At 66.9% G+C, this 14505-nt stretch carries 13 protein-coding genes; 6 read left to right on the forward strand and 7 right to left on the reverse strand.

Going from position 1 to position 14505, the window contains the following annotated elements; genetic code table 11:
* The first annotated feature begins 164 nt into the window (after positions 1-164).
* On the forward strand, positions 165-1817 hold the full coding sequence (locus tag FM105_RS02360; protein WP_087004057.1) for a hypothetical protein: 1653 nt from the start codon (positions 165-167) through the stop codon (positions 1815-1817).
* Positions 1818-1855: 38 nt separating this feature from the next.
* Here FM105_RS02360 and FM105_RS02365 read toward each other — a convergent pair whose 3' ends face one another.
* Together FM105_RS02365 and FM105_RS02370 are read right to left on the reverse strand one after the other, a co-directional pair.
* Positions 1856-2428 (reverse strand): adenine phosphoribosyltransferase, encoded by a 573-nt coding sequence (locus FM105_RS02365; RefSeq protein ID WP_087004322.1) that lies wholly within the window; start codon positions 2426-2428, stop codon positions 1856-1858.
* Positions 2429-2515: 87 nt separating this feature from the next.
* On the reverse strand, positions 2516-3457 hold the full coding sequence (locus FM105_RS02370) for an SDR family oxidoreductase (protein WP_087004060.1): 942 nt from the start codon (positions 3455-3457) through the stop codon (positions 2516-2518).
* A gap of 179 nt (positions 3458-3636) precedes the next feature.
* Here FM105_RS02370 and FM105_RS02375 point away from each other — a divergent pair, with 179 nt between their 5' ends.
* On the forward strand, positions 3637-4632 hold the full coding sequence (locus FM105_RS02375; RefSeq protein ID WP_087004325.1) for an FkbM family methyltransferase: 996 nt from the start codon (positions 3637-3639) through the stop codon (positions 4630-4632).
* 66 nt (positions 4633-4698) lie between these two features.
* Here FM105_RS02375 and FM105_RS02380 read toward each other — a convergent pair whose 3' ends face one another.
* Complete coding sequence (locus FM105_RS02380) at positions 4699-5133, reverse strand: VOC family protein (RefSeq protein WP_087004062.1); 435 nt, start codon at positions 5131-5133, stop codon at positions 4699-4701.
* Between the two features lie 137 nt (positions 5134-5270).
* On the opposite strand from FM105_RS02380, the gene FM105_RS02385 reads away from it, so the two are divergent.
* From FM105_RS02385 to FM105_RS02400, 4 genes are all read left to right on the forward strand, one after another.
* Positions 5271-6194, forward strand: coding sequence for a tryptophan 2,3-dioxygenase (locus tag FM105_RS02385; protein WP_087004065.1), 924 nt, complete (start codon positions 5271-5273; stop codon positions 6192-6194).
* A gap of 91 nt (positions 6195-6285) precedes the next feature.
* Positions 6286-7674: a kynureninase gene (kynU, locus tag FM105_RS02390; protein ID WP_087004068.1), complete on the forward strand. Its 1389-nt coding sequence runs from the start codon at positions 6286-6288 to the stop codon at positions 7672-7674.
* On the forward strand, positions 7667-8554 hold the full coding sequence (locus FM105_RS02395) for a PaaX family transcriptional regulator (RefSeq protein WP_179207020.1): 888 nt from the start codon (positions 7667-7669) through the stop codon (positions 8552-8554). The genes kynU and FM105_RS02395 overlap by 8 nt, the downstream gene beginning before the upstream one ends.
* A 59-nt stretch (positions 8555-8613) precedes the next feature.
* The gene (locus tag FM105_RS02400; protein WP_087004074.1) at positions 8614-9447 is read left to right on the forward strand and encodes an alpha/beta hydrolase; all 834 of its coding nucleotides are present in this window, start codon (positions 8614-8616) and stop codon (positions 9445-9447) included.
* A gap of 122 nt (positions 9448-9569) precedes the next feature.
* On the opposite strand, the gene FM105_RS02405 is transcribed toward FM105_RS02400, so the two are convergent.
* From FM105_RS02405 to FM105_RS14850, 4 genes are all read right to left on the reverse strand, one after another.
* The gene (locus FM105_RS02405) at positions 9570-10463 is read right to left on the reverse strand and encodes a class I SAM-dependent methyltransferase (RefSeq protein ID WP_087004077.1); all 894 of its coding nucleotides are present in this window, start codon (positions 10461-10463) and stop codon (positions 9570-9572) included.
* Entirely contained in the window at positions 10460-11614 is a 1155-nt protein-coding gene (locus FM105_RS02410; RefSeq protein WP_087004080.1) for an 8-oxoguanine DNA glycosylase OGG fold protein, read from the reverse strand. The genes FM105_RS02405 and FM105_RS02410 overlap by 4 nt, the downstream gene beginning before the upstream one ends.
* Positions 11615-11757: 143 nt before the next feature.
* On the reverse strand, positions 11758-13830 hold the full coding sequence (locus FM105_RS02415; protein WP_087004328.1) for a DUF222 domain-containing protein: 2073 nt from the start codon (positions 13828-13830) through the stop codon (positions 11758-11760).
* 464 nt (positions 13831-14294) lie between these two features.
* Entirely contained in the window at positions 14295-14423 is a 129-nt protein-coding gene (locus tag FM105_RS14850) for a hypothetical protein (protein WP_256970161.1), read from the reverse strand.
* Positions 14424-14505: the final 82 nt, after the last annotated feature.

Genomic DNA, 14505 nt, shown 5'->3' on the forward strand with positions numbered 1-14505 from the left:
TCAGCTGGATCGACCGATGGCCGGATGGCTGGATGGAGCTGGAGGGACCGGTGTACCGATGCGCCGCACAGCGGCACACATGCACCGGTCTAGAATTGCTCGCTGGGAACGCGTGGACATGCAGTCGCGTGGGCGTTTCCGCACCTGCGGAAGGCGAGGGGACCATGAAAGAGGAATCGACGGCAGCGGGGGATGCGTCCCCGCAGCTCGAACGGGTGCGTACGGTCGCAGTGCTCGGCAGCAGCGGTGGGAACCTCCGCAGCCATGGGGGCGACGATCCGCACCGGCTCCTCTCCGGTGTCGGGAGACAGGCCGCGGCAGCGGGATTCGAACTCGTGGACGTGCAGTTCGTCGCGGCCTCTGCGTCGATGGACGGCATCAGCGCGGACACGTCTGCGCAGCTCTGGACGGTCTCCGCCGACGGAGTGCCATTCGCCTACGTCGACGGCACTCTCGATGAGGTCAATACCGCAGTCCGCGAGCAGGACGCGATACTCGCCGAGCGGATCCGCGCCGGGGAGGTCGACGGGCTGATCATCATGAGCGCCGATCCCACCGATGTGAACGCGCAGGCACTCGCCGCTGCCGCCGAGGCCGGACTCCCTGTCGCGGGGACGGGCGGGAGCTCACTCGCGCAGGCGCAGCAGCTCGGCGTCCGGATGGTCACGGTGTCCGGAACGACGGGGACGACGAGCACGACGCGTGCGGTCGCCTACGTGTCTGGACTCGCCCGTCACTGGTCGGTGAAGTACAGGCCGGTCCTGGGAGGCTCATCGAGCGGCCCCGCGGGCGCAGACGGTCCAGGAGCTGAGGCCCCCGCATGGAGGCGGATCAGCATCCGCGGCATCATGGTCGGCTCGATCCCCGCGTTCATCGCACTCGCTCTGGTGCTCGCGGTCAGCCGCATCCCGGGCGCAGACTTCCTCGCCCCGGTCTTCGACCTCCTCCTCGCGTCGCTGCCTGTGGTCGTCTCCGTGGTCGCAGCGCGGCGGGTCAGCGGGCTCGACGAGGTCGGCGTCGTCGCAGGTGCTCTCGCCGGCATCCTCGCCCAGGAGGGAGGCATCCTCGGTGGTCTGGTGAGCGGCATCCTGGCAGGCCTCGTCGCTCCGACCATCATCCGCTGGACGCTCGCGAGAAGGTTCCCGGCGACGACGGCGAATATCGTGACAGGAGCTTTCGCGGGACTCGTGCCCGGCCTTCTCGTCTACTTCGCACTCGCACCGTTCACCAGTCTGCTGGGCGACTGGGTGAAGGCGGGCATCGAATCCGCCGTCGACTTCAGCCCCCTGCTGGCCGGTGCACTCGCCGGCCTCGCAATGTGGCCCGCGATCATCGGTGGCGTGTACCACTCGGTCATCCTGCCGCTCGTGCTGCTCGAGATGGGGGAGAAGGGGCACAGCTTCTTCGGCGCGATCGACATGGTCTCGCTCGTCATGGTGTCCTTCGGGATCACGCTCGCGAACGTCGTGCGGTCACGGACGTCGGGTGAGCGGGCGCTCGCCGGTTCAGGATCCGCCGTCAACGTCTTCTTCGGCACATTCGTCGAGGCGTCGTATCCGTTCATGTTCGGCGATAAGCGGGTGTTCGCGATCGCTCTCGTCGCAGCGACGGCCGGCGGCACGGTCGTCGGCATCACCGGCGCGGAAGCCTCCGCATACCTTCCGGCGTTCGTCGCTCCGTTCATCTCGACGACGACGTGGGGGATGGTGCTGGCGATGGCAGTGGCGTTCGCCATCGCATTCGCCGCGACGCTGGTTCTGAACATCGTGGTGACGCGGAAGCGGCAGGACGATGCGGTGGAGGCACCCCCGGTGTGAACGGTCGGCCCCGCTCCGTCAGACGGTGAAGAGTTCCGTCAGACAGTGAATACCGTGTGGCAGGCGGGGACGATCGTGCGACCCTTGAGCTCCTCCAGCTCGAGGATCACGGCCGATCCGACGACCGTTCCGCCCAGTCGTTCAACGACTGTGTGTGCGGCCCGCAGCGTACCGCCGGTCGCGAGCACATCGTCGACGAGGAGCACCCGTGCCCCGGTGAGATCGCCGGAGGACTCGACGGCGGCCTCGGCGTACTCCAGTCCGTACTCGACCGTCACCTGCGGGTTCGGAAGCTTCCCCGCCTTCCGGATCGGGAGCACGCCCGTACCGCTAGCGGCGGCGAGGCCGCCGGCCATGACGAACCCGCGGGCTTCGATCCCAGCGACGAGGTCGAACCCCGGCGCGCCGTCGTCCGCGCAGAACGGCTCTGCCATCGCGTCGAGGACCTCCCGATACACGCGCGGATCCGCGAGCAGCGGTGTCACGTCGCGGAACAGGACGCCCGGAGCGGGAAAGTCCGGAGTCGTGGAGATGAGTGCGGAGGCACGCTGAAGCCCTGCGGCATCGCCGTACTGGGTTGCCAGGCCGGGGGCCTGGATGGCGGGGGGCATCTGGGAGTGATCTGTCGGAGTCACGCGCACACTCTACGCGTCGTGCTCCGCACCCACTGCTGAGGCTTCGGAGCCACGAGATCGACGTCAGGTGATGGGCGTGCCGCCATTCACGTGCAGCACCTCGCCGATCACATAGCTGGACTCCGGAGATGTGAGGAACACATATGCCGGGGCGAGCTCCGTTGGCTGTCCTGCGCGTCCGATCGGCGTGTCCTTGCCGAAATGGGGGAGTGCGTCCTTCGGCTGTCCGTCGGAGACCTGCAGCGGTGTCCAGATAGGCCCTGGAGCCACGGCGTTCACCCGGATGCCCGTCTCCGCGAGCTGCTGCGCCAGACTCTTCGTGAAGTTGTCGATCGCGGCCTTCGTCGCGGCATAGTCCACGAGGTGCGGCGACGGCTTGTACGCCTGCACGGATGTCGAGTTCACGATCGTCGAACCGGGCGGCAGGTGGGGGATCGCCGCCTTCGACAGGCGGAAGATCGCACGCATGTTCGTGTCGAACGTGTTCTGCCACTGCTCATCCGACACATCTGTGATGTCCTTGACGGCGATCTGGCGTCCCGCGTTGTTCACGAGGGCGTCGAGGCCCCCGAGGGCATCCGCCGCGTCCGAGACGAGCGATTCGCAGTACTGGGCGTCCGACAGATCACCCGGGAAGAGGAACGCCCGGCGGTCGGCCTCCTCGATGAAGGCGCGGATCTCCTGGGCATCCTCCTCCTCATCGGGCAGATAGGACAGGGCGACATCGGCGCCTTCTCGGGCGAAGGCGATCGCGATGGCCGCACCGATCCCAGAATCCGCGCCGGTGATGAGAGCTCTGCGTCCCTCGAGGCGACCGGTGCCCCGATACGAATGCTGCCCACGGTCCGTCTGCGGGATCAGCTCCTGGTCGAGGCCGGGCTCGGGCTGATCCTGCCGCGGGGGAGTGATGTCGGGGAATCGCGTGACCGGGTTCTGGAACGTCAGCTGGTCGGTGGAGGTCGAGGATGTCTGCAGTGATGTCGTCGATGGTGTCGTGCGAGCCATGGTGAGCCTCCTCTGAGCGGCATCAAGCCGATGGCCACAACGCTTCCTCACGCAAGGTGACCTGTCAATGGGGTGCGGTCGCGCTGCCGGTCGTCCCCCACTGTGGACCTGCGCGACGCCGGTCACAGTCGACCGCATAGGCTGGTACGACGACGGGTTCCCGACGGAGGCGTGTGACCATGAGCGACAACACCGGCACTGGATCTGCATCTGCGGAGCATTCAGGCACGAAGGATTCTGGAACAGCTTCAGCGCTTGCCGATCGTGCGCGGCGTCAGAGCTGGTACGGGGCGAAGCAGCATGTGAAGGCGGTGCTGAGCCATCCGCTCTTCCACCCGATCCTTCGCGCCACTGCTCCGCGTCTCTCGCGGATCCGTGTGGGGCGGTTGCCTGCGCCGCGGGAGCTCATCGAGGTGACGGCCTCGGTGGAGGGCGCTGAGTTCATCATGCTGAGGCCCGACCGCTGCGAGATCGCGAAGGAGCTCTACTGGGGTGACGGTCGTCGGCCGGAAGCGGAGGACGCCTACGCGATCGACCTGATGGTCCGTCTGTCCGGCGACGCCCGCACGTTCTTCGACGTCGGCGCCTACACGGGTATCTTCTCCCTCGCGGCCCTCGCGGCTCACCCCGACCTGCGCGCCCATGCCTTCGACATGGTGCCCCCGGTCGTGCGGATGCTGCGGGCGAACATGGCGCGCAACGGCTTCGTGGGCCGGGTCGTCGTCCACCAGGCTGGAGTGGGCGATCCGGCGCTGACGGCCCGCATGCCATCGGTGGACAGCGGCTCCGCTCTGCCGTCGTTCCTGTCCTCGGACATGGAGTTCGACGACGGGGAGGACGTGGGATTCCTGGCACTCGACTCGCTGACGGATGAGGTCGAAGGGCCTGTCGTCATGAAGGTGGATGTCGAAGGCGGCGAGCCCGATGTCTTCGCGCACGGAAGCGGGTTCCTCGCAGCGCATCAGCCGGACATCCTGTGCGAGGTGCTCCCGGACGCGGACGGGAATCGGCTCGAGGAACTCCTGAGAGTCCACGGATACCGCTACTTCCACGTCGGCGCAGACAGCATCCGGGAGCGTCCCGGCATCGTTCCGGACGATTCCGTCCGCGACTGGCTGTTCACGGTGCGGACTCCCGCGGAGCTGCGGCGGATCGGCGTGACTGTGCTGGACTGATGGCTGTGCTGCGCCGGCTCGACTGAAGACTGTGCTGGGCTGCTGGACTGCTGGGCAGTCGAACCGTCAGGACTCCGGGTCGATGGCGCTGATGTTCATCTGCCAGTTGATGCCGAAACGGTCTCGGAACGCTCCATAGGTGTCTCCCCACATCTGCTTCTGCAGGGGGACCTGCACGGTACCGCCCTCTGACAGCGCGTCGAACGCACTGCGGATGCGCTGCTCGTCATCGCCCATGATCGCGAGAGTGACGTTGTTGCCGGTGGTGAGCGGTTCGGGCGACATCCCTTCGACGTCATCGGAGACATACAGGCGGATGAGGTCGGTGACCTCGAGCGAGCCGTGCATGATCGCACCCGAGACGGGATGGTCCGGTGGGACGGCTCCTGCATCGCCGAACGTGGCGAACTGCGGCTCAGTGCCCAGCGCGGCACCGTAGAACTCGAACGCTTCACGTGCGTTTCCGGGGAAGCGGAGATAGGGGTGGAGTGCGGCGGGCATGGGATGCTCCGTTCGTCGAATACGCGGCAGGCGGATCAGCCTCGGCGATGAGACCAGTAAACCATCGGGAACGGACACCCAACAGGGTCATTGCAGATTCCGTCCGACCGGCGGATAAGTGCAATACGCTGGATGCCATGGACAGTGCCGCTCAGCAGCCCACCGATCAGGACACGACTGCCGCTCGCAATGAGCGGGATATCGAGGAGGGGATCCAGAAGGATTTCCGCAGACGGATGTCGTACGGGTCCTACCTCGACCTCGACCGTCTGCTCGCAGCGCAGCATCCGGTGAGTGAACCCGAGCATCACGACGAGCTGCTGTTCATCATCCAGCACCAGACCACGGAGCTGTGGTTCAAACTGGTGATCCACGAGCTCGAATCAGCCTGCGCCCTCATCGCCGAGGACAGACTCCAGCCGGCGCTCAAACGCATCGCACGCGTCAAGCACATCCAGCGGACCCTGACAGAGCAGTGGTCTGTGCTCGCGACCCTCACACCGTCCGAGTATGTCGAGTTCCGTCAGTTCCTCGGCAGCTCCTCTGGCTTCCAGTCCTGGCAGTACCGGGCCGTCGAGTTCATGCTGGGCAACAAGAACCGCGGCATGCTCGAGGTCTTCGACGCGGATCCGCACGCTCGCGCCGTCCTCACGGAGAAGCTCGAGGCGCCCAGTCTGTACGACGAGTTCCTCCGCTTTCTGGCCCGCCACGGGTACGCGATCCCACCGCACCTGCTCGATCGCAGCGTGAGCGTCGCGCATACATTCGACGACGGGCTCGTCTCCGTGTTCGCGGGGATCTATGACGCACCGGACGCGCAGTGGACGGTCCACGAGACATGCGAGGAGCTCGTCGACCTGGAGGAGAACTTCCAGCTCTGGCGGTATCGCCACCTCCGGACGGTCCAGCGCATCATCGGAGGGAAGCGAGGCACCGGAGGATCCAGCGGAGTGGGCTTCCTGCAGAAGGCACTCGACCTCACCTTCTTCCCCGAACTGTTCGCGGTGCGCACTGAGATCGGCAGCGCGGGCGTCGGATCGTCGCCACCGCACACCCCGTAGATCGCTCACCTTCCGAGCACTCGCGGACCTCTGACAAGACTTCCGATCTCTGCACGTCCGACTTCTGTGTGAGAACCCAAGGAGCATGACCATGACGGACAACCACGGAGTCACCAACAACGCCGGACGCGATACCGGCCGCAGTGCCGAACACAGCGCCGGCGGCAGTGCCGACAGCAACAACAGCGCCGGCCGCGGCGCCGACTGCAGCCCTGACCGCGGTGGCGACCGTCTCGAGGCTCGCGCCGGATCGCTCGACGCCCATGACCCTCTGAGCGCCCATCGCGGCGCGTTCGCAACCGCACCGGGCGTCGTGTCGTATCTTGATGGCAACTCGTTGGGCCGACCGACCGCTGATGCTGCAGAACGGCTGAGGTCGTTCACCGCGGACCAGTGGGGAGGACGCCTCATCCGCGGCTGGGATGAGGGCTGGTTCGAGAAGCCCCTCACGCTCGGCGACCGGCTGGGCGCCGCGACGCTGGGTGCGGGTCCCGGGCAGAGATTCATCGGTGAGTCGACCACCGTGGTCCTCTACAAACTCATCCACGCCGCACTAGACATGCGGCCGGACCGCACGGAGATCATCGCCGACTCTGCGAACTTCCCCACGGACCGCTATCTGATCCACGGCATCGCTGAGGATCGCGGTCTCACTGTCCGCTGGCTGGATCCGACGGAGGTCGAGGCACAGCCGGGCGACGCGTCCGTCACCGGGATCCGACCGGATCAGGTCGCGGCCCTCGCGACCGACTCGACAGCGCTCGTTCTGCTCAGCCACATCGACTACCGCACGGGATACATCGCAGACCTGCCCGCCATCACGGACATCGCGCACCGCGCAGGCGCGCTCGTCGTCTGGGATCTCTGCCACTCGGTGGGAGCTCTGCCGCTCGAACTGGACGATCACGATGTCGATTTCGCCGCCGGCTGCACCTACAAGTACCTGAACGGCGGCCCCGGGGCTCCCGCGTTCGGATATGTGGCATCCCGCCACATCCCCTCTGCAACGCACCCGATCCGCGGATGGATGGGCGTCGCGAACGCGTTCGAGATGGGCCCGTCGTACGAGCCGCACCCGGGTATCCGACGATTCGTGAGCGGCACGCCTGCCGTGCTCGGGATGGTGCCGCTGGAATCCATGCTCGATCTGGTCGAAGGCGTGGGGATGGAGGCGATCCGGGCGAAATCGACTGCTCTCACGGACTTCGTCATCGAGCTCTACGATGAGCTGCTCGCTCCGCTCGGCGTCCAGCTCGGGTCGCCCAGAGACGGATCAGTGCGCGGTGGCCACGTGACGATCCACCATGACCTGTGCGAGGCGGCGCTGCCCGCTCTGTGGGAGCGCGGAATCATCCCCGATTTCCGGAGACCCAACGGCCTGCGGCTGGGGCCGTCGCCGCTCTCGACGGGCTTCACGGAGGTGTACGAGGGCGTCCTCGGCATCCGGGATGCACTGCTGGAGGCAGGTGCGAGTGGATGACGGGGGCCCCGGCGGGCCCGTAGGCTCCGTGCACGGACTCGACGACTTCGACGCGCGGCCCGGCAGCATCACGTCACTGCTGAGGACGTTCGTGGGTCTCCACGTCCGGAAGCTCGGCGGGTGGATCGCAGTCGCGGATCTCGTCGGTCTCCTGCGGGAAGCGGGGCTCACCGCTACAGGGGTGCGATCCGCGGTCTCGCGGGCGAAGGCGAAGGGCCTGCTCACTGCGGAAGTCCGCGGTGGGACTCCCGGCTATGTCCTTCCGGAGGGTGCGTCGCGGATGCTGGAACGACGCGACGCGGCGATCTTCTCCCGTCATCGGCATGCGGTGGAGGACGGCTGGTGCCTGCTGTCGTATTCGGTGCCCGAGGGAATGCGACCTGCCCGCTACAGACTCCGCCGCCTCCTCACCCAGCTGGGGTGTGGAACCGTGGCAGACGGGCTCTGCATCGCACCGCATCGGCGTGCGCGCGGTCTCGAGTCCCACCTCGAGGACGCCGGCCTGCGCCGCTGGGTCACCGTATTCGACGCGGCGGACCTGAGGACCAGCGAGGACCTCGCTGCCGCGTGTGCGCTCTGGTGGGACCTCGACGCGACGGCGACCCTGCACAGGGACTTCCTCGAGCGGTTCTCAGAGGGCGCCGCCGCGCGAGGAACGGATGCACCCTCCGGTCGCGACGATTTCGTCACGCAGCTGAGGGTCGTCGATACGTGGCGTCCCATTCCGTACCTGGATCCGGGACTCGCACTCGAGGCGCTGCCGTCGGACTGGCCGGGTGACGCAGCGGCTGACCTCTTCGCGGAGATCGATGCACGCGTGTCCGGTCCCGCCGCTGAGTATGTCGCTCGCGCAGTGACCGTGTCGTCGACGGGCGAGTGAGCAGGGAGACTGTCAGAGGTGAGCGCGCCACGAACTCGCAGGCGCGACGAGATCTGGGTATGAGAGCCGAGGACGAGGAGTTCGACACGATGACGACCGAAGAGATGACTGCCGACAGCGGCACCGCCCACCCGAACCCGGAGGAGACCCATTTCGGGCGGATGCTGGCCGCCGAGGCCGAGGCCGGAGCTCGAGTCGCATACGGGAACCTGCCCGATCAGTTCTTCGAATGGTTCGGGGATCCGCACACCGCCGGAACCGTCGTGGTCCTCATCCATGGCGGGTATTTCCGTGAGCGGACCACCCTGGCACACGCGCGTCCCATGGCGCATGCGCTCGTGAAGCGGGGTGAGCGGGCAGACCGCGGTGTGGCCGTCGCGCTCATCGAGTACCGGCGTGCCGGCGGCGCGGGTGGCCACCCCCGGACACTGGAGGATGTGGAGACCGCGATCGCCCACATCGCGGAAGGCGTCGACGGTGCTGGGGTGGTGATTGCCGGTCATTCCGCGGGAGGCAGCCTCACGCTCTCGTGGGCGACGCGTCAGTCGGAGGCCGGGCCGCAGGTGCGGGTCCGGCCGCTTGCCCCTGTCACCGATCTCGTCGCCGAGGCCCGTGACGCGCTGGGTGACGGCGCAGTCGTGGACTACATGGGTGCGTCACCGGCGGATGACCTGTCCCGCTACCTCGCGGAGGATCCTCGGTCGCGAGCCGCTCTCATCCCCGCACGTCTGGACGTGCGTCTCATCCACGGGACTGAGGACGCGACCGTCGACATCGCGTTCTCGCGGGGGTTCCCCGCAGCGAGGCTCGAACTGGAGGGGGCAGACCACTTCGACCTCGTCGATCCGCATTCGCCGCATTTCGACACGGTCGTATCAGCACTGCTGGACTGACTGCACCGGAGCGGGGGCCGGGAATGGCCCCGGTGCTGACCTCGGCTCCTGTCCGCGGGCCTTAGTCCGCGGGCCGCAGTCCGCAGTCTGCGGCTGCAGTCCACAGTCCGAGGCTCCAGTCTTCAGTTGCGGACCGCGACCGCCATCTCGGTCGTGGGGCTCTCGCGGAGCCTGCGCGCGAGGGCCCGCTCCACGGGGTACAGCGCGGCGCCCGTGACGTTGCCTGTGACCTCAGTGAGCGTGGCGGCACGGAGGATTCCGCCCCACAGCTTCCGCCACAGCCATGGTGCGTCCACCTGTGCGTTCATGAGGACCAGGTGCGGGATGCGGTGCTCGATGGAGAGCTCCGCATCCCCGAGTGCCTCAGAGATCCATTCGAGGCTGCGGTTCGTCTGGTGGGCTGTCCGATCCTGTGCGCGGTGGAGGAAATTCTCCGTGAACACGAACCGGCCTCCGGGCCTGAGGAGCCGGGAGATGTTCTGGAGAGCGGCGCGGTACTTGTCGTCGTCCGTGATGTGGAAGAGGACGTCCATGCACGACACGACGTCGAAGCTGCCGGGTTCGAACGGGCCGGTGCCGCTGGTGATGTCGAGCTGCTCGATGCGGCTGTCCGGGAAGTGCCCGCGCAGGTTGCGCACGGCCGACGCAGTGAGGTCGCTGCCGACGACTTCAGCAGGCCGCAAGCGGTCCCACCAGCGCAGATACAGGCCGGTGCCGGAACCCACGTCAAGGATCCGCGAGGACCGGCGCACTCCCGTCCGTCCGGCTTCGCGGAGGAAGACCTCTTCCCGCGCCTTGTACATCCACGAGTTGAAGGACAGGCCGAGGGCCTTGTAGCCGACGCCGCTCTCCGTCCAATCCTCGTCGAGGCGGTTCTCCCAGAACTCCGAGTGATCGTCGAGAGCGCGTTCCTCTGCTGCGGGCTTCGCTGTTTCGTGCTGGTCCGTCACGCTCGTCCTCACATTGGGCTGGGCCCACCTCCACGTCGTGGAGGTGGGGGCTCTGTCGCGCTTCATCCTATGGCGAGTTCCTCTGTGACGCGTGAGTCCTGCTCGCCGTCATCGCGGATGAGTCGATAGATCCGATCGCTGACATCGACTGCTCGCAGACCGTACGGCTCACCCCATGCGCTGAGCAGGTCGATGTATCTGCTGTAGTCGTCGGTGCGCCCTGCGCGCAGCCGCAGGAGGTCTCCCTCGGGGGTCGTGGGTGTCCGCCTGACGCGGTCTGTGTGAGCGCCATCTGCATGGGCGCGATCTGCGAAAGGGCCATCGGCGTGAGTGCCAGCTGTGTGAGATCCGCCTGCGTCGCGTCTGGCTTCGTCCGCACCGAGGAAGAGGCAGTGATCCGTGCACTCCGGTGAGGAGGCGTCCGCGTGCCACTTCCTGTGGATGACCGCGGCCTTCTGTGCTTCGTCCTGCGCGAGGCAGTCCTCATCCACGATGCGTGCGTGGGTGTTGAGCCATGCAGTCGCCTGGCTGTCGAGCATAGGTGCAGGTGGATGGGTCGACGTGGACTCCTGACTCAGAGCCAGGGTCCCGATGTGCAACCACTTCGTGAAGAACGAGGGGCCCAGGCCGTAGATTCGTCCGCAGTCGACGCCCACCAGGAGATCCGCGTCGGTGCCCTGGTGGCTCTTCACCTTGTGCGTGCAGTCATTGAGGTAGCTGAACCCTTCGACGGCGCCGTCCCGCATGGCGACCTCGAGTGACGTGCGCAGAGCAGTGCGGACGCGGGGGTTCTCCTCTCTGCCCTCCGGTCGGCTGCTGGCGGTGAGGATGCGGGCGACGCGATAGCCGGCATAACCGGCTCGTTCTCCGTATGCCCACGCCATCGTGGCGGTGAATGCGCCGACAGGGTCATCCGGCCAGTGGGAGGAGAACGCGGCGATGGCGCTGTCGCGGTTCATCCACGCGGGCAGCCCGGCGATCGCGTCCGAGGCGTGTGGAATTTCACCGAACTTCCGGATCCATGATGCTTTGGGGACCGTGAACCTCTTCTGCGGCGTGAGCGGTGCGGCCATGAGCTCTTCCAGCGGTTCTGGAGGTGCGGGGAAGGCCAGGGGCGAGTTCGATGCGGCGCTGGCAGTGCCGTCGGATTCGGGTCCGGTGCTGCGGGCATCCGCAGCTGTGTCGCTGGTGCTGCCGGGCTCGTGGGACGTGGTCATCGTCGCTCCTCTGCGGGGTGATGGTGATCGGTGGGTGATGGTGAATGCCCAGCGGTGCCGGGCTGTCCGGTTCTGTGCACGTACGAGAACGGCATGCGCGGGGGTGAAGCGACCGTCGTCGTTCTGCGGTGACGCGCCCTGGCTCAGGGGTCGAGTGGAAGTTCTGGCGGGAGGTTCACGAGGGCTACCCGGAAGCGAGAGTGGAAGAGGGGCCTCTGCCGGGGATCCACCGATGCAGGTGGAACCCAGGCTGGGAGCCCTCGGAGGAAGACGGACTCCCAGCCCGATCGTTCGAACCATCTGTGGTGGAACGGACAGACGAGGGTGAGGTTGTCGATCTCCGTCGCGCCGCCCTGTGCGAACGCGAGGATATGGTGCGCCTCGCACCATTCGGCGGGAGCATCGCAGTCAGGGAACGTGCAGCCCTGATCTCGCGCTGCGAGGACCGCCATCTGACTGCGTGTGGCGAACCGTCCCTGCGAGCGGACTTCGATGGTCCGTCCACCACCGTCGACGACGTGGACGAACATCTGCGCCGCGTTCGACCAGGTGCTGAGCTGGTGCAGGCTGAGCGGGCTGCCGGCGTGGGTCGAGACCACGTTGTCAGGCTGGATGAGGTCCTCTGGCCTCGCAGTGACGACCAGCGCGTGGTCCGCTCCGTGCAGTACCCGTTCACGTGCGACGGACCGCAGGAGGAACGCGAGTCTGTCGTGCCGGGCCAGACCCGGGGTGCTCGCCTCATCGTCTCGGAACACGACGTGATGAGGCTGCCCATCCACGAAGACACCGCCAGGTTCCCCGGCGCTCACCGGACGACTGTCTGGTTGCGTCTGCGTGTCCGGCGTGTCCGGCATCATCGGTGTGGCAGGTGTGCCCGGCGGGTCTGAGGCTTCTGATGGGGCCGGCAAGTGTTCTGCGGGAACGGGTTCAGTGGGAGAGGGTTCAGGGGTGGTGGGTCCTGTCGGCGCGCGGCCGAGGACCTTCTCCCACAGCACGGTGCTCGCGGTGCCTGACTCTGAATCGCGCGCCTGCTGAAGGAGGCCCTGCACTGCTTCGGAGACTCGTTCGCTGAGATGAACCGGCCATCCGCGAGTATTGAGGTAGAAGCCGGGTTCGTCCTCGAGGAACGCCCCCGTCTTCCCGTCCAGCTCGATCGTCGCGTCGGCATGGACAGTCAGCCGAGTGCTGTCCCACACGGCTTCACGGGGGATCGGTGGGATCACCTGGTCAGCAGCAGCTGGAATCGGAGGCTCGGTGTACTCGGGATCCGCGCAATCCTCGGAATCTGCGCGGCCCCGGGAATCCGCGGAACCCTCGGTGCACCCGGGTGCTGCCTCTGGGACGGGACCCGGCGTCGCACAGGGATCGGCTTCGCGCTCGCCGGGGTCCTGGGGTGCTTCTGCGTTGCACGCACTGTGTGGCCGAATCGCGACGGGAACGTCTGCGTCCTTCATGCGCCCGTAGAGCAGTGCGTGCAACGTGGTGCCCGTGGGGCAGTCGAGAAGTCCGCGCAGCCGCCAGTCGCCGTTGCGCTGCTGGGTGAGGGTGACCGTGTACGCCAGGGGGTTGGTTTCGTATCGCGGGAGCTTGCCGTCAGGATCGATGTGCTGGACGATCCTCTGGCAGAGCGTGGAGAAGTCCTTGGGGCGGACAGTGGGCGCCAGTTCCACGAGCGTCTTCTCCACCTTGTCCGAGTAGAGGGAGCGCACGGTGGGTGGGAGGTCTCCGACTGCCTTGCAGAGGGCGCTCGCCTCGTCTGCGGAGATCCGTCCGTCCGCGTAGTTCTCCGCGATCGCGGGACGGACGGCAGCCTGCGCTTCGCCGACCGCAGAGACGCGTCCGGCGAGCTGTTGGCTCAGGTCAGTCCGGCGACGTGCTTCCCGGGTGGAGATGCGGAATTCGCCCGCGAGCAGACTTTCGGTGGTCCGATAGCCGTGCGCGGCGCTGTCGCCGATGCGCTGATAGTGGGCGAGCAGGTCTGTGCTCAGCGCCTGCACCAGCCGTCCCGCGACTTCCAAAGACCGGAGGGCGGCGAGGGTCTCCCTGGCGCCGAGTGATCGGTGGGAGGCAGACCGCTCGCGGACATCGTGAACAGTGTCGAGCAGTTCTGTGAACTGCGGAGCGCGTTCGGTCAGCAGTGAGCCATCCGCATCCGAAAAGGGAACGCGGAAGCCGGGCTCTTCGACAGGGCGGTCCGGTTCCTTCGCGTTTGTCATGACGTCCACCCCCTCGCTTCATTGCGATTCTTCGAATGCGTTCGATGTATTGTTCGAACAGTCTATTCGATCGAGACGCTATAGTCGAGAGTGGATGTGCATTCAGTCGACCTGTGGGGTGCGATTCGCGCCGAGGGCGCCCTCGGCGGCCGGACGTGGGTCATCGGTGCTGTTGAGGGCATGCGGACTGCCGGTCACAGGTGGAGCAGGTTCGGCTGACTACCGGTACCGGACATGTGGATTCGACATCGCTGGCTCGTGGTCGCAGTCTGCTGGCTGCACGCCGCGAGACGCGAAGAGCGGGCTGCACCACACGTATTCGTGCGGAACAGCCCGCTCTCCGGCTGCATCTCCGGCGGCAGAACGCGCGCAGCCGGTCAGGCCTCAGTGCTGATCAGCCCCAGTCCCGACCAGCCTCAGCCCCGACCAGCCCCAGCCCCGACCAGCCTCAGTCCAAGCGCCTGTCAGGCCTCCGGGTGGCTTTGCTCCGGCACTCCCATCTCACGCGACCGCCACGACCTCGCCTGCTGTCTCACCGACTGCAGGTCGTCGGAATCGGTCGCGAGCACGACCTCGGTGGGTGTGACGAACACGCGTACCTCCTGTACGTCGACGTACCCGGTCCTCCCCGCCACCGTGCGGCGGCGCGGGTCCGAACGACCTGCGTCTGTCGAT

It is taken from the genome of Brevibacterium yomogidense, assembly GCF_900163715.1.
GTDB lineage: Bacteria > Actinomycetota > Actinomycetes > Actinomycetales > Brevibacteriaceae > Brevibacterium > Brevibacterium yomogidense_A.